The sequence below is a fragment of the Nakamurella aerolata genome (assembly GCF_013002705.1).
GTDB lineage: Bacteria > Actinomycetota > Actinomycetes > Mycobacteriales > Nakamurellaceae > Nakamurella > Nakamurella aerolata.
The window spans coordinates 285,079-304,878 of sequence record NZ_JABEND010000002.1; the positions used below are offsets into that span (position 1 = coordinate 285,079).

General features: G+C 69.6%; 17 protein-coding genes and 1 pseudogene. 6 read left to right on the forward strand and 12 right to left on the reverse strand.

Annotated elements, in window-relative coordinates:
* Positions 1-14 precede the first annotated feature (14 nt).
* Complete coding sequence (locus tag HKD39_RS19955) at positions 15-137, reverse strand: hypothetical protein (RefSeq protein ID WP_281361783.1); 123 nt, start codon at positions 135-137, stop codon at positions 15-17.
* A 93-nt stretch (positions 138-230) separates the two neighbouring features.
* Between HKD39_RS19955 and HKD39_RS04510 the strand changes: the two genes are divergently transcribed.
* On the forward strand, positions 231-572 hold the full coding sequence (locus HKD39_RS04510) for an Lsr2 dimerization domain-containing protein (protein ID WP_171198636.1): 342 nt from the start codon (positions 231-233) through the stop codon (positions 570-572).
* 377 nt (positions 573-949) lie between these two features.
* Positions 950-3,427: pseudogene (locus HKD39_RS04515) on the forward strand (ATP-dependent Clp protease ATP-binding subunit); the annotation flags it as partial.
* Between the two features lie 520 nt (positions 3,428-3,947).
* Here the strand turns inward: HKD39_RS04515 and HKD39_RS04520 are convergent.
* The gene (locus HKD39_RS04520) at positions 3,948-5,414 is read right to left on the reverse strand and encodes an MFS transporter (RefSeq protein WP_171198638.1); all 1,467 of its coding nucleotides are present in this window, start codon (positions 5,412-5,414) and stop codon (positions 3,948-3,950) included.
* A 218-nt stretch (positions 5,415-5,632) separates the two neighbouring features.
* Here HKD39_RS04520 and HKD39_RS04525 point away from each other — a divergent pair, with 218 nt between their 5' ends.
* Positions 5,633-6,226, forward strand: coding sequence for a TetR/AcrR family transcriptional regulator (locus HKD39_RS04525; RefSeq protein WP_171198639.1), 594 nt, complete (start codon positions 5,633-5,635; stop codon positions 6,224-6,226).
* 65 nt (positions 6,227-6,291) lie between these two features.
* Here HKD39_RS04525 and HKD39_RS04530 read toward each other — a convergent pair whose 3' ends face one another.
* The 4 genes from HKD39_RS04530 to HKD39_RS04545 all read right to left on the reverse strand — a co-directional run bounded on the left by HKD39_RS04530 (position 6,292) and on the right by HKD39_RS04545 (position 10,037).
* Positions 6,292-7,263, reverse strand: coding sequence for an ABC transporter ATP-binding protein (locus HKD39_RS04530; RefSeq protein WP_171198640.1), 972 nt, complete (start codon positions 7,261-7,263; stop codon positions 6,292-6,294).
* Entirely contained in the window at positions 7,260-8,114 is an 855-nt protein-coding gene (locus tag HKD39_RS04535) for an ABC transporter permease (RefSeq protein ID WP_212753957.1), read from the reverse strand. Before HKD39_RS04535 ends, HKD39_RS04530 begins: the two co-directional genes overlap by 4 nt.
* Positions 8,107-8,910 carry an ABC-2 family transporter protein gene (locus HKD39_RS04540; RefSeq protein ID WP_171198641.1) on the reverse strand — a complete coding sequence of 268 codons (804 nt, stop codon included), beginning with the start codon at positions 8,908-8,910 and terminating at the stop codon, positions 8,107-8,109. Before HKD39_RS04540 ends, HKD39_RS04535 begins: the two co-directional genes overlap by 8 nt.
* 167 nt (positions 8,911-9,077) lie before the next feature.
* The gene (locus HKD39_RS04545; RefSeq protein ID WP_171198642.1) at positions 9,078-10,037 is read right to left on the reverse strand and encodes an HhH-GPD family protein; all 960 of its coding nucleotides are present in this window, start codon (positions 10,035-10,037) and stop codon (positions 9,078-9,080) included.
* Positions 10,038-10,107: 70 nt separating this feature from the next.
* Here HKD39_RS04545 and HKD39_RS04550 point away from each other — a divergent pair, with 70 nt between their 5' ends.
* Positions 10,108-11,265 carry a hypothetical protein gene (locus HKD39_RS04550; protein WP_171198643.1) on the forward strand — a complete coding sequence of 386 codons (1,158 nt, stop codon included), beginning with the start codon at positions 10,108-10,110 and terminating at the stop codon, positions 11,263-11,265.
* Between the two features lie 230 nt (positions 11,266-11,495).
* On the opposite strand, the gene disA is transcribed toward HKD39_RS04550, so the two are convergent.
* The 3 genes from disA to HKD39_RS04565 all read right to left on the reverse strand — a co-directional run bounded on the left by disA (position 11,496) and on the right by HKD39_RS04565 (position 15,318).
* The gene (gene disA, locus HKD39_RS04555) at positions 11,496-12,584 is read right to left on the reverse strand and encodes a DNA integrity scanning diadenylate cyclase DisA (protein WP_171198644.1); all 1,089 of its coding nucleotides are present in this window, start codon (positions 12,582-12,584) and stop codon (positions 11,496-11,498) included.
* Between the two features lie 407 nt (positions 12,585-12,991).
* Positions 12,992-14,425: a DNA repair protein RadA gene (radA, locus tag HKD39_RS04560; protein WP_171198645.1), complete on the reverse strand. Its 1,434-nt coding sequence runs from the start codon at positions 14,423-14,425 to the stop codon at positions 12,992-12,994.
* Between the two features lie 200 nt (positions 14,426-14,625).
* Entirely contained in the window at positions 14,626-15,318 is a 693-nt protein-coding gene (locus HKD39_RS04565) for a copper chaperone PCu(A)C domain-containing protein (RefSeq protein ID WP_171198646.1), read from the reverse strand.
* Between the two features lie 638 nt (positions 15,319-15,956).
* Between HKD39_RS04565 and HKD39_RS04570 the strand changes: the two genes are divergently transcribed.
* Both HKD39_RS04570 and ispD read left to right on the forward strand, forming a co-directional pair.
* Positions 15,957-16,439 carry a CarD family transcriptional regulator gene (locus tag HKD39_RS04570; RefSeq protein ID WP_171198647.1) on the forward strand — a complete coding sequence of 161 codons (483 nt, stop codon included), beginning with the start codon at positions 15,957-15,959 and terminating at the stop codon, positions 16,437-16,439.
* Between the two features lie 37 nt (positions 16,440-16,476).
* Positions 16,477-17,673, forward strand: a complete 1,197-nt coding sequence (gene ispD / locus HKD39_RS04575) for a 2-C-methyl-D-erythritol 4-phosphate cytidylyltransferase (RefSeq protein ID WP_171198648.1) — start codon at positions 16,477-16,479, stop codon at positions 17,671-17,673.
* 9 nt (positions 17,674-17,682) lie between these two features.
* On the opposite strand, the gene HKD39_RS04580 is transcribed toward ispD, so the two are convergent.
* From HKD39_RS04580 to HKD39_RS04590, 3 genes are read right to left on the reverse strand one after another with little or no spacing between them, the layout of a single operon-like run.
* Complete coding sequence (locus tag HKD39_RS04580) at positions 17,683-18,927, reverse strand: RNA polymerase sigma factor (protein WP_212753959.1); 1,245 nt, start codon at positions 18,925-18,927, stop codon at positions 17,683-17,685.
* On the reverse strand, positions 18,924-19,283 hold the full coding sequence (locus HKD39_RS04585) for a YciI family protein (RefSeq protein WP_171198649.1): 360 nt from the start codon (positions 19,281-19,283) through the stop codon (positions 18,924-18,926). Before HKD39_RS04585 ends, HKD39_RS04580 begins: the two co-directional genes overlap by 4 nt.
* Complete coding sequence (locus HKD39_RS04590; protein WP_171198650.1) at positions 19,280-19,666, reverse strand: YciI family protein; 387 nt, start codon at positions 19,664-19,666, stop codon at positions 19,280-19,282. Before HKD39_RS04590 ends, HKD39_RS04585 begins: the two co-directional genes overlap by 4 nt.
* Positions 19,667-19,800: the final 134 nt, after the last annotated feature.

Consider the following 19,800-nt stretch of genomic DNA (forward strand, 5'->3'; position numbering starts at 1 on the left):
AGCCCGAGCCCGGGCTAATCGGGCCGATCGGCCCGCTCGCCCGGCTCGGCACCCCAATAGCGCGACTCAGCACCCAAATAGACAGCAATCACCACCTGAATATCCGCATTCGGGTGGCGGTCGTCGATGCCGGCCAAAGAATGTTCTAGAGTAGCGGCCAGGCAATTCCGCACATTCGGAATGCTCGCCGACGTTCGGCCCCTGTCAACGACCCACTATGGAGGAAACCGGTGGCCACCCAGACCACTGTCACGCTGATCGACGACATCGACGGCTCGGAAGCCGCGGAAACCGTCGAGTTCGCCATCGACGGTGCTGCGTACGAGATCGACCTGAACGACAAGAACGCCAAGAAGCTCCGCGACGCCGTTGCCAACTACGTGGCACACGGCCGGCACGTCTCCCGCGCCAACACCGGTGTCCGCCGCCGCGGCGCCAAGGCCGCCGCCACCCGCAACAGCCGCGAACAGCTGCAGGCGATTCGCGACTGGGCCCGCCGCCAGGGCTACGAGGTGTCCGACCGTGGACGCATCGCGGCGAACATCGTCGAAGCCTTCGAGGCAGCCCACTGAGTGCACTGAGCAGGGTGCACAGCACCCGACACAACGGCCCGCCGCCCGAGCATCCGCTCGGCCCGGCGGGCCGTTGTTTGTGCACGGTTCCGTTTGTGCACGGTTCTGTTTGTCACGGTCTTGTGCACTGTTCGCCCTCGGCGTAGGCCGCTGCCCTGGTGGAACGAGACCGGCACCGGCAGCGTTGAGCATGAACGTCACCACTGGACGGACCTGCACCGATCAGCACGCAACCGGTAACAGCACGGCAACAGTTGTGCCGTTCGATGACGGCAATGCCGTCGCAAACGGACAAACGTGAGTTGGCGCCGGGCCCAGCAGCGAAATTGCGCCGCAGTGCCGCACTACAGTGGGGCATCAGCGAGAAGGAGCGTTAGATGTTTGAACGGTTCACCGACCGGGCCCGCCGGGTTGTCGTCCTGGCCCAAGAAGAGGCCCGGATGCTCAACCACAACTACATCGGCACCGAGCACATCCTGCTCGGGCTGATCCACGAGGGCGAGGGCGTCGCCGCCAAGGCTCTGGAGAGTCTTGGCATCGCGCTCGAGGGTGTCCGTCAACAGGTCGAGGAGATCATCGGCCAGGGCGCCCAGGCCCCCAGCGGGCACATCCCGTTCACCCCGCGGGCCAAGAAGGTGCTGGAGCTGAGCCTGCGCGAGGCGCTGCAGCTCGGCCACAACTACATCGGCACCGAGCACATCCTGCTCGGCCTGATCCGCGAGGGCGAGGGCGTCGCCGCCCAGGTGCTGGTCAAGCTGGGTGCCGACCTGTCGCGGGTGCGCCAGCAGGTGCTGCAGCTGCTGTCCGGTTTCCAGGGCAAGGAGTCCGCTGCCGCCGAGGGGGGCCGCAGCGAGGGCAGCCCGTCAACGTCGCTGGTGCTCGACCAGTTCGGGCGCAACCTGACCCAGTCCGCCCGCGAGGGCAAGCTCGACCCGGTCATCAACCGCGAGTCCGAGATCGAGCGGGTCATGCAGGTGCTGTCCCGTCGTACCAAGAACAACCCGGTGCTGATCGGCGAGCCCGGGGTCGGCAAAACCGCCGTCGTCGAGGGGCTGGCACAGGCCATCGTCCGCGGCGACGTGCCGACCACGCTGAAGGACAAGCACCTCTACACGCTGGATCTCGGCTCGCTGGTGGCCGGCTCCCGCTACCGCGGCGACTTCGAAGAGCGGCTGAAGAAGGTGCTCAAGGAGATCCGCACCCGCGGCGACATCATCATGTTCATCGACGAGATCCACACCCTTGTCGGTGCCGGGGCCGCCGAGGGCGCGATCGACGCCGCCAGCATCCTGAAGCCGATGCTGGCCCGCGGTGAGCTGCAGACCATCGGCGCCACCACGCTCGATGAGTACCGCAAGTACGTCGAGAAAGACCCGGCGCTGGAGCGTCGCTTCCAGCCCATCCAGGTGGGCGAGCCGAACGTCGCGCACACCATCGAGATCCTCAAGGGGCTGCGCGATCGCTACGAGGCGCACCACCGGATCACCATCACCGACGACGCGCTGGTGGCTGCCGCCACCCTGGCCGACCGGTACATCAACGACAGGTACCTGCCGGACAAGGCCATCGACCTGATCGACGAGGCCGGCGCCAGGATGCGCATCCGCCGGATGACGGCGCCGCCGGACCTGCGTGAGTTCGACGAGAAGCTGTCGAACGTGCGCCGGGAGAAGGAATCGGCGATCGACGCGCAGGACTTCGAGAAGGCCGCGTCGCTCCGCGATTCCGAGAAGCAGCTGCTGACCAAGAAGTCCGAGCGCGAGAAGGCTTGGAAGGACGGCGATCTCGACGTCGTCAGCGAGGTCGACGACGAGCAGATCGCCGAAGTGCTGGCCAACTGGACCGGCATCCCGGTCTTCAAGCTGACCGAGGAAGAGACCACTCGGCTGCTCAAGATGGAGACCGAGCTGCACAAGCGGATCATCGGCCAGAACGAGGCGGTCAAGGCTGTCTCGCAGGCCATCCGCCGCACCCGCGCCGGGCTGAAAGACCCGAAGCGGCCGTCCGGCTCGTTCATCTTCGCCGGCCCGTCCGGTGTCGGTAAGACGGAGCTGACCAAGGCGCTCGCCGAGTTCCTGTTCGGCGACGAGGACGCGCTGATCCAGGTCGACATGGGCGAGTTCCACGACCGGTACACCGCGTCCAGGCTGTTCGGTGCCCCTCCCGGCTACGTCGGCTACGAAGAGGGCGGCCAGCTCACCGAGAAGGTGCGCCGCAAGCCGTTCTCGGTGGTGCTGTTCGACGAGATCGAAAAGGCGCACCCGGAGATCTACAACACGCTGCTGCAGGTGTTGGAGGACGGCCGTCTCACCGACGGCCAGGGCCGCACGGTCGACTTCAAGAACACCGTCATCGTGTTCACCTCGAACCTGGGCACCTCCGACATCTCCAAGGCTGTCGGGTTGGGCTTCACCTCAGGTAACGACGCCGAGTCGAACTACGACCGGATGAAGACCAAGGTGAACGACGAGCTGAAGCGGCACTTCCGTCCCGAGTTCCTCAACCGCATCGACGACACCGTGGTCTTCCACCAGCTGACCCCACCGGAGATCCGCGAAATGGTCGACCTGCAGTTGGGCAGGGTGACCACCGCCCTGAAGAACAAGGACATGGACCTGGCCGTCACCGACTCGGCCAAGGCGCTGCTCGGCGAGCGCGGGTTCGATCCGGTGCTGGGAGCGCGGCCGCTGCGTCGCACCATCCAGCGGGAGATCGAGGACGCGCTGAGCGAGAAGATCCTGTTCGACGAGATCAAGCCGGGCCAGATCGTCACGGTCGATGTGGACGGCGCGGTGACCGACGGATCGGACAACTCGGCGGTGAAGTTCACCTTCACCGGCGCGCCGAAGCCGCCGAAGCTGACCAAGGACGACGACGGCGATCGTGAGCCGGTGGCCGTCGGCGCCATCGCCGGCGGCGGCAGCGGCAGCGCGATGGGTCCGGACGCGGTGACGCCGGGACCGGATGCCGACCCGACGCCCGGTGGTGCGCATGCGTTGCCGGACAACCCGGGGGACAACCCCGGCGGCAAGCACGCCCATGAGGGCGGCGACGGCCCGGTCGCCGTCTGACGGTCCAGCCGTCAGACGGCCCAGCCGCCGGTTGATACCGACCAGCACCCGTTCCAGCCATCGGCTGAGACCGGCCAGTAGCACGCAGGAGCCCCGCACCGAGATTCGGTGCGGGGCTTCTGCGGTTTGGCACCAGCGAAGGTTTGGCACCAGCGAAGCAACTCTGACTTTGCTCCGCGAGACGGAGCATTGCCGGAGCCCGGCCGGGCCGCACCAGCGCCCAGCGGAAATATCGGTGTCTCGACGCGACTGTGCAGAACCCGACCTGCGGAAACGGGATTCGAGGCGCCGATATGTCCGCTGGTCAGCGCGCGGCTTGCCCGGAGGAGTTCGCTCGGCGGCCACCGGGCAGCGCGAGCGCCGCCAGCAGTGCCAGCACCGCGACGACTCCGGCGATCCAGAACAGGGTCGAGTTCGCTGACGCCGCGGCGTGCACCACCGCGTCCTTGGCAGGGGCGGGGAGCGCGGTCAACCGGTTGGGGTCGACGCTGGCGACGGTGAGGCCGGCGGTGCCTGGTGCCGGGTGATCGGCAAGGTAACTCTGGAACCGGCCGCTGAACACGGCACCGAGCCCGCCCACGCCAATCGCGCCGAACACCATCCGCAGAAACGAGGCGGCGCCGGTGGCGGCACCGACCTCGCCGGCCGGCGCCGAGTTCTGCACCAAGACCAGCGGCGTCTGGAACAGCAGGCCGATGCCGACACCGATCCCCAGCATCAGCAGCGCGGTCAGCAGACCCGACGTGCCTACTCCCATCGTCGCGAGCAGCACGCAGGCAACGGTCAGTGCCGCGGTCCCGGCGATCAGAACCGGGCGGAACCTGTCGCCACTGCTGGTCCAGGCGCCGATCAGCATCGCCACCGCAACGGTGGGCAGCAGCATCGGCAGCAGCAGCAACCCGCTGTTGCTGGCCGAATGTCCCTGCACCACCTGGGAGAAAACCGGAAGATAGTTCATCGCCGCCATCATCACCGCGCCGGGACCGAGCGCCAGCACCAGCATGGACAGCAGAGCAGAGCGGTTGCGGAACAGGTCGAGCGGCAGCACCGCATTGTCCGCCCGCCGTTCGACCATCACGGTCGCGACAATCGCCAGCAGCCCGATCACAGCGGCTCCGATCACCTGCCAGGACAGCCAGGCAAACTGATTGCCGCCCCAGCTGACCGCCAGCACGGTGCCCGCCGCTGCCACCGACACGGTGGCGAGGCCGGCAATGTCGACCCGTCCATTGGTCTGCCGCTTGGGCAGCCGAAGCAGTGCGCCGATGCCGACCATGGCGATCGCGACCAGCGGCAGGTTCAGCAGGAAGATCCACCGCCAGCCAAGGTGATCGGTGATCAGCCCGCCCACCCACGGCCCGACGATCATCGAGAGGGGTGCGACCGCACCGAAGATGCCCTGGTAACGGCTGCGCTTTTCGGGCGGGGCCACTTCGGCGACGGTGGCCAGCAGCGAGGTGGCCGTCATGCCGGCGCCCAAACCTTGCACCGCCCTGGCCAGGATCAGCTCCGTCATCGAAGTGGACACCCCCGACCACAGCGACCCGACAAAGAACACCGCCTGCGCTGTCAGCAGCATCTTCCGGCGGCCGAACATGTCGCCGAGGCGCCCGGAGACCACCATGCCAATCGCCATGGTGAGTAGGAAACTCGTTGCCACCCAGGAGATTCGATCGAATCCGCCCAAGTCGCCGGCGATCGTGGGCACCGCGGTGGCGGCAACCAAGCTGTCCAGCTGCACCGGCACAAGAGCCAGCACCAGGCTGGTCATGATCGGCCAAAGGGGCCCGCCGGCAGCCGAGCATGGTCGGATGGGACCAGGTTCCGACACCGCTGTGCCGGTGCCGCCGGGCGGCCCCGACCGAGCGGAATGACGGGAACGAGCAGAACTCACAATCATCAGATACCTCGCTTACTTGTCGGCCGGCTAGTTGCTAGCCTGCCGACAGGTAAGCACGGTACTAGCCGGCCGTCAAGTAGAATGCCCCGATGCCAGGTGACCGTGCACATTCCCGAAGCAGCCGGCATCGTGACACCCGCCAGGAGATCGTCGCGGTGGCCATGGGCTTGTTCATCGACCAGGGCTACGAGAAGACCTCGCTGCGGGAAATCGCGGACGAGCTCGGTGTGACGAAAGCCGCGCTGTACTACCACTTCCGTACCAAGCGGGACATTGTCGAGGCCGCGTTCCAGGGGAGCGCGGAACAGGTCGAGGAGATCCGTCAGTGGCTGTCCGAGGCGCCACCGTCACGCCGCCGCAACAAGGAACTGGTCGAGCGACTCGCGACGTTGATCGGCGGTGACGCCGGCTTGGCGATGCGATTCGGCCAGGCCAACCCCACCACCATGACGTCCGAAAAACTCGGCCAGCAACAGTCCGACCAGGTCGCCGCGCTGATCACGCGGTTGGCCGGAGAGCAGCCGACCGCCGAGCAGTCGATCAAGGCCACGCTGGCGTTCGGGGCGTTGGCGCTCAGTGGCGCCGGCCCCGGTGCCCGGGTGGCAGCGGGAACAGCCGCCGAGCGGCGTGCCGCGGGCAGCGCGGTGGCGCTGGAACTGCTGGACTCGATCATCGACGAGTAGTCCGTGCGGCGGGCGGTCGCACGCCCGGGCGGCGGCGTCGGGCAGCGGCCGGCGGCGGGTTCGCGTTACGGCACCCTGCGGGCGTACAGCTTGCGGACCACCTCTTCGATGCCGGGTTCTTCGATCGACAGGTCGCGCACCTCGGCGCGGGCCGACACCTCGGCGAGCACCTGCGGGACGGTGACTCGTTTCGGGTCGAACGCCAGCCGCTGCCGCAGCCCGTCGCCCTTGCTGTCCAGATGCGTCGCGGTGCCGAGGCCGGTGAGGTCGGCGGTCGGCTCCGCCAGATCGATCTGCAGGATGCGCCGGGTGTCGACGGTGGCGGCCAGCCCCGGCAGGCTGCCGTCGTAGGCGAGCCGGCCGTGGTCCACCACCAGCACCCGCTGGCACAGCCGCTCGATGTCGCCCATGTCGTGCGTGGTGAGCAACAGCGTGGTGCCGTGTTCGGCCCGCTCGGCGATCAGGAACTCGCGAAGGCGTTGCTTGCTCAGCACATCGAGGCCGATGGTGGGCTCATCAAGGATCAGCAGCTCGGGGGAGTGCAGCAGCGCGGCGCCGATCTCGGCGCGCATCCGCTGACCGAGCGAGAGCTGGCGCACCGGCGTGTTCCAGTACTCGCCCATGTCCAACTGCTCGCTCAGTTGCTCGGTGCGTTGCCGCGCAACGGCTTTCGGCAGCCGGTGAATCTCGCCGAGAATCGCGAACGACTCCCGCACCGGCAGGTCCCACCACAGTTGGGAGCGCTGCCCGAAAACCACGCCGATGCGGCGCGCCAGCCGGCGCCGCTGCTGCAGCGGGTCCAGCCCGCAGGTGCGGGCAGATCCGTTGCTGGGCACCAGGATGCCGATCAGCATCTTGATGGTGGTGGACTTGCCGGCGCCGTTCGCGCCGATGTAGCCGACACTCTCGCCCCGCTGCACGGTGAAGCTCATGTCGTCGACCGCGGTCACCACGTCGCGCAGCAGCGAACCGCGGCGCCGCACCTTGAAGGTCCGAGTAAGTCCGTCAACCTCGATGGCCGGTACCTGCTCGCTCATCCGCCGCCTCCTTGGTAGTGCCGGACCCCGATCCGCCAGACCGCGCCGGCCGCGAGCACCGCCCAAGCCGCTGCCACCGGAAGCAGCCAGGCCAGCCACGCCGGCAGCAGCGGCGATCCCGGCAACCCGAGAATCTGCAGGGCAGGCAAGTAGGCGCAGAATGCCATCGGGAAAAGGAATCCGAAGATGATCTTCATCGGTCCCGGCCAGATCGCGGCCGGCTGCTGCGACGCGTAGCTGCCGCCGTAGACGAAGGCATTGGTGGCCTCGGAGCCGTTGATCAGGAAGAACTGCAGGCCGGCCGCCGTCACGAACAGGCAGGCGAAGATCACCGTGCCGAACAGCAGTGAGAACGCCAGCATCACCACGGTGGCGACGGTCCACTGGATCGGGTTGACGATCAGCGCGGCGACCACGCAGATCAGGCCGACCGCCACCCTGGCCAGCCGGCGCAGTTGGATGTCGCCGGTGATGAGCTGCGCCAGCAGCGGCTGCGGCCGCAGGTAGTACACGTCGACGGTGCCGGCGCGGATCAGCGCCGGCAGGCTGTCGACGTGCCCGACCGCCACTTCGGCGATCGCCCAGGCCGCGTTGGCCAGCCCGAACACCAGCAGGATGGCGTTGAAGTCGAGGCCGCCCAAGACTTTCGCATTGTGGAACACCACCCAGATCTCGCCGAGTTGCACCAGGCCCGCAAGCATCGCGCCGACCATGTCGAACCGGAACGAGGTGCGGTAGCTGCGTTGCGAGCGCAGGCGCGAGGCCAGCACCGCCCGGTAGGGACGCCAGCGGTTGTCGGTCTTGGCAGGTTCACCGGCGGTGGTAGCAGCGAAGGTCGAGGGATCAGCCACCCTGCACCTCCAGTTTCAGCCGCCCGCGCCGGGTCAGCAGTTGCCCGGCCGCGCCGACGACGACGATCCAGAACACCTGCCACAGCACGGCCAGCAGTGCGGCGGCGCCGGAAACCTTGCCGGAGAGCACGTCGATCGGAGTCTGCAACAGCGAAGGGAACGGGGTGGCGTTGGCCAGCATCTTCAGCCAATCGGGGAACAGTGGCACCGGCACGAACAGGCCGGCCAGAAAGCTGCTCACCAGCATGTACAGCGTCCGCACGCCGCGGGTCTCCACCAGCCACAGTCCCAGGATGTTCACCGCGTACCGGCCCAAGAAGGACAGCACAGCTGCCAACGCCACCGCGACCAGCCCCAGCAGCACCCCGGCCGGCGGGGCGAACGCGATACCGGTGGTGAGGGCGCCGAGCAGGATGAGCGGAATCGCGCGCGGGCCGAGGGCGAAGAAGGAGCGTCCCAGATCCACTGCGAGGTAAGAGGTTTGCACGTCCAGCGGGCGAGCGAAGTCGATGGCGATGTCGCCGGTGCGCACCCGGTCGGCCAGGTCACTGTCGGCGCCGAGGTTCACCGTGCCGAGCAGTGCCTGCGACAGCCACACGTAGCTGGACATGGTGGCGAGGTCGTACCCGCCGACCTCGCCACCGGCGGCGCGCACCGTCGCGAACAGCACAGCGGCCTTCAGGAACCCGAAAGTTAGGTTGGCGATCAGCCCGCCGAGGGCCGCGGGAAGGTACCTGGTCTGGGCGGCGAAGCTTGCCCTGAGCAGCCGGAACCAGGGTCGGATGGCTGAGGGCACAAGGAGAAAACCCTAATTGCGGTCTGCGACGCGGTCAACCCGCCGGCGGCCGGCGGGCGGACGCCGCGCGGCGGCGGCGTCGTTGGCGATGGGTCAGGGCGGCCGGGACGGCGGCGCGATTCGGGTTGTTCTGGTTGTCCTGGCGGTTGCCGAAGGATCGGGCTCGCTCAGTGCCCTGGTAGCCGCACCGCGGGCCCCGACCGCACCAGCAGGCCGTCCGCCAGCAGCGATTGCAGGCAGCGTTCCCGCTGAACCGGTTCGCCCCAGGCACTTTCCAGCTCAGGCAGCAGCACCTGCCCGACGCCCCGGTCGGCGGCGTCGCGCACGATGGCGAGCAACCGGCCGCGCACCTGACGATCGGTCCCGGCCCAGGCCTGGGTCCGGCGCGGAGTGGTGGCGGTCGGTCGTCCCGTTGCCAGCCAAAGGCATCCGGCCGGGAGCGGGCAGTGCCCACAGTCGGGTTGCCGGGCCGTGCACACCAGCGCGCCGAACTCCATGATCGCGGCCGACGCGGTGGCCGCGCGCTCGTGCTGGGCCGGCAGCAACGCCAGCAACTCGGCGCGGTCGGCCGCGGTGGCCGGACGGCCGTCGTCGTTCCCGTGCAGCCGGCGTTGCAGCACCCGGCGCACGTTGGTGTCCACCACGGCGGCGCGCCGGCGGTAGGCGAAGGCCAGCACCGCCCGCGCGGTGTACTCGCCGACGCCCGGCAGCGCCAGCAGTTCGTCAAGGGTCGCCGGGACGACGCCGGCATGCCGCTCGGTGATCGCGGCGGCGGCGGCATGTAACCGCAGTGCGCGGCGCGGATAGCCGAGCCGGCCCCACGCCTGCACGGCCGCGCCGGCCGGTTCGGCTGCCAGCGCGTCCGGAGTCGGCCAGCGCTGCATCCAACTGCTATACGGTTCGAGCACCCTGGCGACCGGGGTTTGCTGCAGCATCACCTCGCTCACCAATACCGCCCAGGCGCCGGCGTCCGGATGCCGCCAGGGCAACTCGCGGCCGTGCCTGCGAAACCAACGCGTGATCGCGGGCAGGTTCAGCTGCGGCCCGGTGTCCGGCGGCACCGGGTTTGGCGGCCCGGTGTCCGGCGGCACCGGGTGTGCTGCCACGGCGGCGAAATCGCTGGTCATTCCATCCGATCGGGGGTCTGCGCGGCGTTTCGCCGCAGCGGAGGATAACGCCGACGTTACCGTCGAGTTCGTGATGCACCCTGTCGGCCCTCTTCCATCGAGGGTGTACTGGATCCGTCGGGCGATCGCCATTGGCGCCGCCGTGATCGTGCTGGTGCTGCTCGCCTGGTTCGTGGTGAGCAAGGCGACCGGTGGCGAGCCGACCAACACTGGCGCGCAAACGCCGGCGGTGGCGCAGTCGTCGTCCGGACCGCTCACCGGTGTGCTTGCCTCCGCTCCGGCAGCCAGCTCGGCCGCCGATAGTTCGGCGGCCGGCGGTTCGGGTGCTGTCTCGTCGGCCGGCGCCTCCGGGGCCACCAGCGGTGCTCAGAGCAGCGCGCCGAGTTCAGCGAACTCGAAGCCGGCCAAGGATTCCGCGGCGTCCACCCCTGGGTCGACCGGAGCGGCCACGACCCCCAAGCCCACTTCGGGCGGGGTCAAGCCGGCCGGTTCGGCGCCGGCGCCGGAACGCACCGCCACCCCGCCGCCGGCCACCGTCGACACCAAGGCCGAGCAGGCCGCGGCGGCAAAGACCGCTGCGGAGCAGGCAGCCAAGGACAAGGCAGCCAAGGACAAGGCAGCCAAGCAGCAAGCGGCCAAGGACAAGGCGGAGCAGGCCGCGAAGCAAGAGGCTGCGAAGCAAGAGGCCGCGAAGCAAGAGGCCGCGAAGAAGGCCGAGGCCGAGAAGAAGGCCGCAGACAAGGCCGCAGCGGCGAAGGCCGCGGCCGAGAAGAAGGCCGCGGCTGAAAAGGCTGCAGCGGCCAAGGCCGCGCCGACCACCGACGCCCAGGGCCGGCTGATCTGCCAGCCGTCCGCGGTGAAACTGACCACCACCTCCGGCGCGCCCAGCTACCAGGTCGGTGACAAGCCCATTCTCGGTCTGGTGGTGACCAACACCTCCGACACCGCTTGTGCGCAAGACACTTCCGGGGCCAAGCAGGTCTTCACCGCCAGCACCAAGGGCGGCCAGCGGGTCTGGTCGACCAACGATTGCTTCCCCGGCACCGGGACCGAGACCAGGATGCTGCAGCCGGGGGAGTCGGTGCCGTTCAACATCAAATGGGCCGGCACCACCTCGCAGCCGGGCTGCGCAGGGGAGCGGGTCGAGGTGAAGCCCGGCAAGTATGTGGTCACCGCGCAACTGGCCGGCCGGAACGCCGAGCCCGTCACGGTCACCTTCAACAGCTGACCGTCTTCAACGGCTCAGCACCTTCAACGGCTGACCGCGTACACCAACGAGCGTTGCCCGGAAACGCCTGCGCCGCACGGGTTTGGCCCGTCCAGCCATCCCGCGGGAATCAGCCCATCCACTTGAGCTGACCCGATCGGCCGGACCGAGGCGGTGCCATCCCCATCCGAGCATCTCAACCCGAGCATCTCAACCCGAGCGGCTCCAGCGGAAGCGGATGACTCCGCCGGTCAGAACGGGCCAGGGGCGCCGAGCGCGCGTTCGTTGATGGCCGACTCGGCCAGCCGCGACATGCCCTCGCGGACGACTCTTGCCCTGGCCTCGCCGATGCCCTCCACCTCTTGCAGGTCGGCGGCGGTGGCCGCCAGCAGGGTCTGCAGGCTGCCGAAGTGGGCGATCATTCTTTCCAGCACCGCGGCCGGCAGCCGCTGCAAGCCGGCCAGCAACCGGTATCCGCGGCTGGACACCTGGCTGTCCGGCGACGAGCCGTTGTGTCCCATGGTGCGGGCAATCGACGAAAGGTCAAGCAGCGCAGGCCCTGTCAACCGGTCGAGCTCGGCCAACACCGCCGTCGCCTGCTGCGGGTCGTCCGCTGGCAGGTAGTCGCGAATCAGCAGCTCGGACATCGCGGGAATGCCGGCCAGCAGCTCGTCGACCTGCAGCCCGAGCAACCGGCCGTCGGTGCCCAGCTCGATCAGGTGCCCGGCCAGCTCGTCGGCGATGCGGCGAACCATCAGCAGGCGCTGCACCACCGTCATGGCGTCCCGGAGCGTGGTGAAGTCTTCGATCTCCAATGACGACAAGGTGTGTGCCACCTCGTCCAGCCGCTTGCGGTAACGCTCAAGGGTGGCCAGCGCCTGGTTGGCTCTGGCCAGGATGGTTGCGGTGTTGTTGACCTCGTGCCGGCGGCCACCGAAGTAGAGGCTGATGGTGGACATCGAGTGGCTGACCGAGATCACCGGTATCGACGTCTGCACCGCCACCCGCTCGGCGGTGCGATGCCGGGTGCCGGACTCCACCGTCGGGATGGAGGCGTCCGGCATCAGCTGGACGTTGGCCCGCACCAACCGTGAGGCGTCTTCGGACAGCACTACAGCGCCGTCCATCTTGCACAGCTCGCGCAGCCGGGTGGGGGAGAACTCGACATCGAGCTCGAATCCGCCGTCGGACAGGGCGTTCACCGCTTCGCCGTCGCCGAGCACGATCAGCGCCCCGGTGCGTCCGCGCAGGATCCGCTCAAGCCCTTCGCGGAGGGCGGTGCCGGGCGCCAGCCGCGCCAGCACCGACCGCAGGGCCGCGACAGCTGATCGATCGTCCAACGCAGGGGCCTTCCGTCCATACCCGGGAACACGTCGCAGCCGATCCACCGACCGCCGTGCTCATCCTAGTGATCTTGCTGTGGGATGCCGACGGCGAGCGTGATCAACGGCTGTCATCGCCATGCTGGTCGCGGCCCCGTCGACGCACCCCGGTCGCGCCGCTGCCGAAGTACCCGGTCGCGGCTCTGCCGAAGTGCACGGTGGCGTCGAGCCGATCGCCGCGCACCGCGTCGCTGTCCGCCGCGGTGCAGCCGTCATGGGGCGGTGCAGTCGTTAGGGGCGGTGCAGCCCGGTATGTGTTGGCCCTGCGCGTCCAGCGCTTCAACCACCAGCTTGCTGCCCGGTTTGCTGGCATTGACGTTGACGTGCAACGACTTTCGTTGAACCCGTTGCAACCGGCGGGCCCGTCAGCCGCGCAGCCAGCGCACCACCCCGCTGTCGTCGCCGAGGGCGCGGAAGGCTTCGCCGAGATCGGCCACCCGCACCACCTGCAGTCCGTCCGGAGCGGACAGCTCTCCGCTGGACGGCACAACGGCGCGACCGAACCCCAGCCGCCGCGCCTCGGCCAGCCGCCGCGACAGCGCCGGCACCGGGCGGATGTCGGCCGACAACCCGATCTCGCCGAGAAAGATCGAACTGCGATGCAACGGGATGTCGCGGACGCCGGACCACACCGCCATGGCAAGCGCCAGATCGGCTGCCGGTTCGGTCAGCTTGGCGCCGCCCGTGGTGGCGGCGATGACCTCGCGCCCGGCGAGCGCGACACCGCCGAAGCGTTGCAGCACAGCAAGAACGATGGCGACCCGGGAACCGTCGAGCCCGGAAACCGTGCGGCGGGCGCCGTTCTCGGACGCCGGGCCGACCAACGCCTGCACCTCGACCGGCAATGGCCGGCGGCCCTGCATGGCGACGGTGACGGCGGTGCCGGGCATGGTGCGCCTGTCGCCGGAGAGAAAAACCTCCGTCGGGTCGGCGAGGCCCTCGATACCGTTGTTGGTCATCCGGAAACAGCCGACCTCGTCGGACGGGCCGAACCGGTTCTTGACCCCGCGGACCAGCCGGATGGCCGAGTGCCGGTCGCCCTCGAAATGCAGCACAACATCGACCAGGTGCTCGAGGGTACGCGGGCCGGCCACCGCGCCGTCTTTGGTGACGTGCCCGACGATGACGCAGGCCATGCCGCGCTCCTTCGCCACCGCGGTGACGGCGGCCGCGACCGCCCGCACCTGGCTGACCCCGCCGACGCCGCCGTCGAGTTCGCCGGCGGAGATGGTCTGCACCGAGTCGACCACCAGCAGCGTCGGCGCGACCTGCTCGACGTGGCCGAGCACCGCGGACAGCTCCGTCTCGGCGGCAAGGAAGATCTCCTGATGGGTGGTGCCCATCCGCTCGGCGCGCATCCGCACCTGGCCGGCCGACTCCTCTCCGGTGACGATCAATGCCCGGCCGTTGCCGGTGTTCGCCCAGGTCTGAGCGGCGGACAGCAGCAGCGTCGACTTGCCGACGCCCGGCTCGCCGGCCAGCAGTACAACACCGCCGGGCACCAGGCCGCCGCCGAGCACCCTGTCGAGTTCGGCGATGCCGCTGGGTTGGGCGACCGCGCTGGCCGGGTCGATCTGCGACATGGGCAGCGCCGGCGCGCTGACCGGACCGGCGCTGACCTTGCGGAACCGTGCCGGCCCTGCGCCGCTTTCCGCCACCGAGCCCCAGGTGTGGCACTCGGGGCAGCGCCCCACCCACTTTGCGGTCTGGTAGCCGCACTCGGCGCAGGCGAACGCGGGTTTGGCTCCGCCGGCGCTACCTGCGGAGGAACGCTGGCTCAGACCTCGGGTTGTGCTCATGGGCTCACGCTAGACAACGGCACCGACAATGCGCCGTCGGCGCGCGAAGGCCGTCGGTATCGACGGCAATTATCGTCACTACTTCACGGCACTACTTCACGCCACTTCTCCACGGCATTTCTGCACGCCAGTTGGTGGCGGTTGTTGACGACGGAGCCGACGCTCAGCCGCGAGCCGCTGAGTCGGCGCTCAGGTCCCGCTCAGCCTCCGGTGGCGGCCGTTGAGGCGGCGGGAATGTCCTCCGTGGCGCACGGCGACGGGGTCTGCGCTGAGGGGGCCGCCTCGGCGCCGTGTCCCTCGCCCTCGGCGCCGGTGTTCCACAGCGGCACCTCTTCTTCGGGCTGAATGTTGATGGTCGGCCGGCTGCCGGTGCGCTCGACCGGGTCCTCCACCGGGATGTTCAGGGTGACCTGACCGGCGTCGCGGAAGGCGAACATCACGGGAATCGACTTGCCGTAGCAGCCGGGGTCGGCCAGGCCGTCGAAGGTCACCCGTACCGTGCCCCCGCTGCCCGCGGCACCGGACTGCGCCGCTCCACTGCTGGGCGCCGCGGAGCCGGCCGGGACGCCGGGGGCGGGCCCGACCTCGACCAACGAGCGCGGCGGCAGCGGCACATTCTGCGGTTCGATGGTGATGTTCGAGGCGATCGGCGAACTCACCGAGACCAGCTGGTCTGCGGTGTTGCCGGCATTGGACAACCAGGTGATCAGCTGGGCGGACGAGCCGCGCGGGTAGGCGGCGCCGTCCGGGGTCTGCAGCATGGCGTTCCGGACGCCGATGTTGCCGACGTTGGCGTTGCCGCCGTTGATCGCGGCGACCTGTTGCGCGGTCTGCGAGATCTGCCCAGCGGCACATCCGGACAGCAGCAGCGCGCCGGCTGCAGCGATCGCCACTAACGGCGTTCTCATCTGACGAGCGCTGCGCGGCACGGCGTTTCCCTTCTCCCTATCCTGCTCAATCCTGCTCCCGACCACCGGCCCGACGCTCTGCGAGCTGCGGCCGGAGTCGGTGTTGCCCGCTGGCCGGCCCTGCGAAGAGCCAAGTGCGATTGCCGGCCGCGGGCGCGCGAGGCTGCACAAAGATTAGCGGTCGCCACCAACCGCCGGTGCGAGGGGCGTGCTGACCCGCCGGAGCGGGCCGAACAGCTCGTCGCCTGCCCTGGCCGAACAGCTCATGGCCGGCATCGGCAACGGCACGGTCGGTGGGGTGCGGCAGCATCACCGGCACCTGGCCGTCGCGGTTTCGTCATTGGCTCGCCCGGTGCCGGCGCCGATCGGATTCCCGGGCCGTCCGATCGGCCGGGTCGGGGCCGATCAGAGGGGATGGATAAAGATCGATAGTGAATATTCGAGCGGCATCTGCAACGGGTTTCCGGCGGTATCGAGCCGCCTCCGGCCGGTGCCGAATGCACGCCGCTGCGGGTTTTGTCAAGCCCCGCCGCAGCCTCGCGATATGCCCTGACCTGCGACAACGGGTGGATCGGCGGCGCTGGACGTGGTAAAGTGACGTGAACGAAAGGGGAACCTCACCTATGGTTTTCAAGGTCGGCGAGACCGTTGTCTATCCCCATCACGGGGCCGCTCTGATCCAGGCAACAGAGACTCGCGTCATCAAGGGTGAAGAGAAGCTCTACCTCGTCCTGAAGGTCGCCCAAGGCGACCTGACCGTCAAGGTTCCCGCCGAGAACGCCGAGGTTGTCGGCGTTCGCGACGTGGTTGATCAGACCGGTCTTGATCGGGTCTTCGAGGTGCTCCGCGCACCGCACACCGAGGAGCCGACCAACTGGTCGCGCCGCTACAAGGCCAATCTGGAAAAGCTCGCCTCCGGCGACGTCAACAAGGTCGCAGAGGTTGTGCGCGATCTGTGGCGCCGCGACAAGGAGCGCGGGCTGTCCGCGGGCGAGAAGCGGATGCTCGCCAAGGCTCGGCAGATCCTGGTCTCCGAGCTGGCGCTCGCCGAGCACACCGACGAGGACAAGGCCGAGGTGCTGCTCGACGAGGTTCTCGCCTCCTGAGCGCCTGACCCGTCACGTCGAGCGTCACCGCCAACCCATGGCAGCGCACCTGTCCGGATCGGTGGTTGCTCTCGTTCCGGCTGCCGGCAGTGGCCAGCGGCTCGGGGCGGGCATGCCCAAGGCATTCGTCGAGGTCGGCGGCCGGGCCCTGGTGGCGCACGCCGTCGACGCCCTGCTGGCCGGTGGTGTCGACCACGTCGTCGTCGCGACGCCCGCCGATCAGCTCGACGCGGCCAGGGCCGCTCTTCCGGCAGAGGTGCTGCTGGTGGCCGGCGGCGCCGACCGAACCGAATCGGTGCGGCTCGCGCTGCAGGCGGCGGACGCCCAGTGGCCGGATGCGGCGATCGTGCTGGTGCACGACGCGGCCAGATCGTTCGCTCCGCCGCGCCTGGTGGCCGACGTGATCGCCGCCGTGCGCCGTGGTGCCGACGCGGTGGTCCCGGTTCTCGCGGTGGCTGACACCATCCGCGGCGTCGACGACGAAGGACACAGCACCGGCGTGGTTGACCGAGAGCGGCTGCGCGCGATGCAGACCCCACAAGGATTCACCGCCGGTCTGCTCCGCCGGGCGCACGCGGCCGCGACCGACCACGGCGCCGGCGGGTCGGCCACCGACGATGCGGCGTTGGTCGAACGGCTGGCGGAGCCGGTCACGTTGATCCCAGGTGACCCGGCCGCCGCCAAGGTGACCACTCCCGCCGATCTGGCGGCGGTGCGCGCCGCGCGGGCCGACACAACCGGGCTCGGCTCGGTCCCAGCTGCCGCCGGCCTGCGTGTCGGCTCAGGGCTGGACGTGCACCCGATCGAGGTTGGCCGGGAGTGCTGGCTGGCCGGGCTACTGTTCCCCGACGCCGACGGCTGTGCCGGCCACTCCGACGGCGACGTCGCCGCTCACGCGCTCTGTGATGCTGTGCTGTCCGCGGCCGGGCTCGGCGATCTCGGTGCGGTGTTCGGCACCGACGACCCGGCGTGGCGGGGAGCCTCGGGCAGCACGCTGCTGGCCGAGGTCGGCCGCCGGGTCGAGCTGGCCGGGTACCGGGTTCTCAACGCCACCGTGCAGGTGATCGCGAACCGGCCCCGGCTCGCCCCCCGGCGGGCAGAGGCCGAACAGACGCTGAGCACGGTGCTGGGTGCGCCGGTGTCCGTCGCCGGAACCACCACCGACGGGCTCGGGCTGACCGGCCGGGGCGAGGGTCGGGCCGCGCTCGCCACGGCACTGATCGCCGGACGCTGACGGGCAGCGTCAACCGAGAGCGTCGCGGCGCCGACGCAGATCGGCGGCCTCCGCGTCGTTGCCGCACCGCTGGAGTGCCAGCCCGTACGCCGCCCGCGCCGCGTCGCGCTCGCCGGCCCGTTCGAGCAGTGCGGCCCGGACGGCAGGCAGGCGGTGGCTGCGCGGCAGCGCGTCGTCGAGACCGGCCATCGCATCCAGCCCGGCCAGCGGCCCGTCGGCCTCGGCAACCGCGACCGCCCGAGCCAGCCGCGCGCTCGGTGTCGGCGCGAGCACCAGCAGGTCGTCGTAATGGCGGACGACGCGGGACCAGTCGGTGGCCTCAGCCGAGGCGGCCGTCGCGTGCTCGGCCGCGATGCGGGCCTGCACCGCGTACCCCGCCGCGAGCACCGGGATCGGCCCGGTCAGCGCCGGCGACGACAGCAGCGCGACGCCCTCGGCGACCTCGTCCTGGCGCCAGCGGGAACGATCCTGGTCCGGCAACAACACCACGGCACCCGCATCATCGACCCGCGCGTCCCGCCGTGAATGCTGCAGCAGCATCAGCGCGAGCAACGCGACCAGCACCGGTTCACCCCTGCGCAGCTCCAGCACCACGCGCACCAGCCGAATCGCCTCCGCTGCCAGCGCTGTTCGGACCACGTCAGGTCCGCTGCCCGGCGCGTAACCGGCGGTGAACGCGAGGTAGGCCGTCTGCGCGAGCACCTGCAACCGCTCGGGCAGCGCGTCCGCCGACGGCACCGCGAACGGGATGCCCGCCGTGACGATCTTCTTCTTGGCGCGGGTGAGGCGCGCGGCCATCGTCGGCTCCGGCACCAGGAACAGCCGCGCGATGTCGGCGGTACTCACCCCCAACACCAGGCGCAGCGTCAGTGCGCTCGCCGCTGCCGGGTCGAGCGCAGGGTGCGTGCACATCAGCACCAGGCGCAGCAGATCGTCCTCCACCTGATCATCAGGGTCGGCGAAAGTCGTTGCGGTAGAACGATGTTCGGCGTCGATCAGCAGCAAGGGCATCTTGCGTTGGGCCATCATCTCGGCTCGCAACCGGTCGAGTACCCGCCGCCGCGCCGCCGTGTGCAGCCAGCCGGCCGGGTTGTCCGGGACGCCGTCGCGCGGCCACCGCGTCGTCGCGGTCTCGACCGCGTCGGCGAGCGCGTCCTCGACCAGGTCGAGGCGGCGGAAGTGCGCGAGCAGCAAAGACGTCAGCCGCCCCCACTCCTGGCGCACCACCGCCGCCAGCACCGCGACCGCCGTCACGCCGACTCGTAGCCCTCGACGCCGACGACGGTGCGGATCTCCAGGGTGTAGGCCGCCGGCAGCAGCGTGGCGGCGGCGATGGCCGTGTCCAGGTCGGGCAGCTCGACGTCGTAGTAGCCGCTGAGTTGTTCGGACAGCTCGGCGAACGGCCCGTCGGTCACCACGGCGCGATCGCCCTGGTGTCGCACAGTCGTTGCGACGTCGGCGTCGGACAGGGCAGCACTGCTGTGGCACCGGCCGTGCCGGTCGACGTAGCGCTCGAACGCGTGGTGGGCGTCGAAGTACTCCTTGCGCTGCGCCTCGTCGGCGTGCTGCCAGTCCCAGGGCCGCTCCGCGATCAGCACCACGTACCTCACGACGGTTCGCCACCGCCGGGCGCGTCCGGCCGCTCCTGTGGCGTGACCGTGCGACGCACCTGAATGCCATCGCCCAGGGCCGCGATGATCTGGCAGCACTCCACCAGGTCGTCAAGGTCGTCGGTCTCGACCTGGTAAAAGCCGCCGACCTGCTCGGTGGTCTCGGCGAACGGCCCGTCGGTGGCCGGCCCACCGCCCGGCGGGATCAGCTTGAGGTCGGACGACCCGTGCAGCTCCGCGCCGCCGGTGATCCGGTGGCCGCGCTTGCCGAGCTCCTCGCCGAACCGGTTGTACTCGGCGTATCCGGCCCTGCGCTGTTCCTCGGACATGGTGGTCCACCAGCGGTCGGGGTTTCCGGTGATGAGAACGACGTACTCGGTCATGCTGTGCTCCTTCTGGTTCGGATTGGGGTTTCGCGTCAGGCCACGGGTGCGGCCGCACTCTCCTGACGAACGAGCATGCCCGGTATCGACAGCCTGCCCGAAGAAGCGGTACGAGGCGTCCTTCAGCCTCCAGA

Coding starts and splice junctions, on each gene's coding strand:
- HKD39_RS04545 (WP_171198642.1), bottom strand. CDS start 10,037: ATGACCAGCGATTTCGCCGCCGTGGCAGCACACCCGGTGCCGCCGGAC.
- HKD39_RS04570 (WP_171198647.1), top strand. CDS start 15,957: ATGGTTTTCAAGGTCGGCGAGACCGTTGTCTATCCCCATCACGGGGCC.
- HKD39_RS04520 (WP_171198638.1), bottom strand. CDS start 5,414: ATGACCAGCCTGGTGCTGGCTCTTGTGCCGGTGCAGCTGGACAGCTTG.
- HKD39_RS04590 (WP_171198650.1), bottom strand. CDS start 19,666: ATGACCGAGTACGTCGTTCTCATCACCGGAAACCCCGACCGCTGGTGG.
- HKD39_RS04530 (WP_171198640.1), bottom strand. CDS start 7,263: ATGAGCGAGCAGGTACCGGCCATCGAGGTTGACGGACTTACTCGGACC.
- radA (WP_171198645.1), bottom strand. CDS start 14,425: ATGAGCACAACCCGAGGTCTGAGCCAGCGTTCCTCCGCAGGTAGCGCC.
- ispD (WP_171198648.1), top strand. CDS start 16,477: ATGGCAGCGCACCTGTCCGGATCGGTGGTTGCTCTCGTTCCGGCTGCC.
- HKD39_RS04525 (WP_171198639.1), top strand. CDS start 5,633: ATGCCAGGTGACCGTGCACATTCCCGAAGCAGCCGGCATCGTGACACC.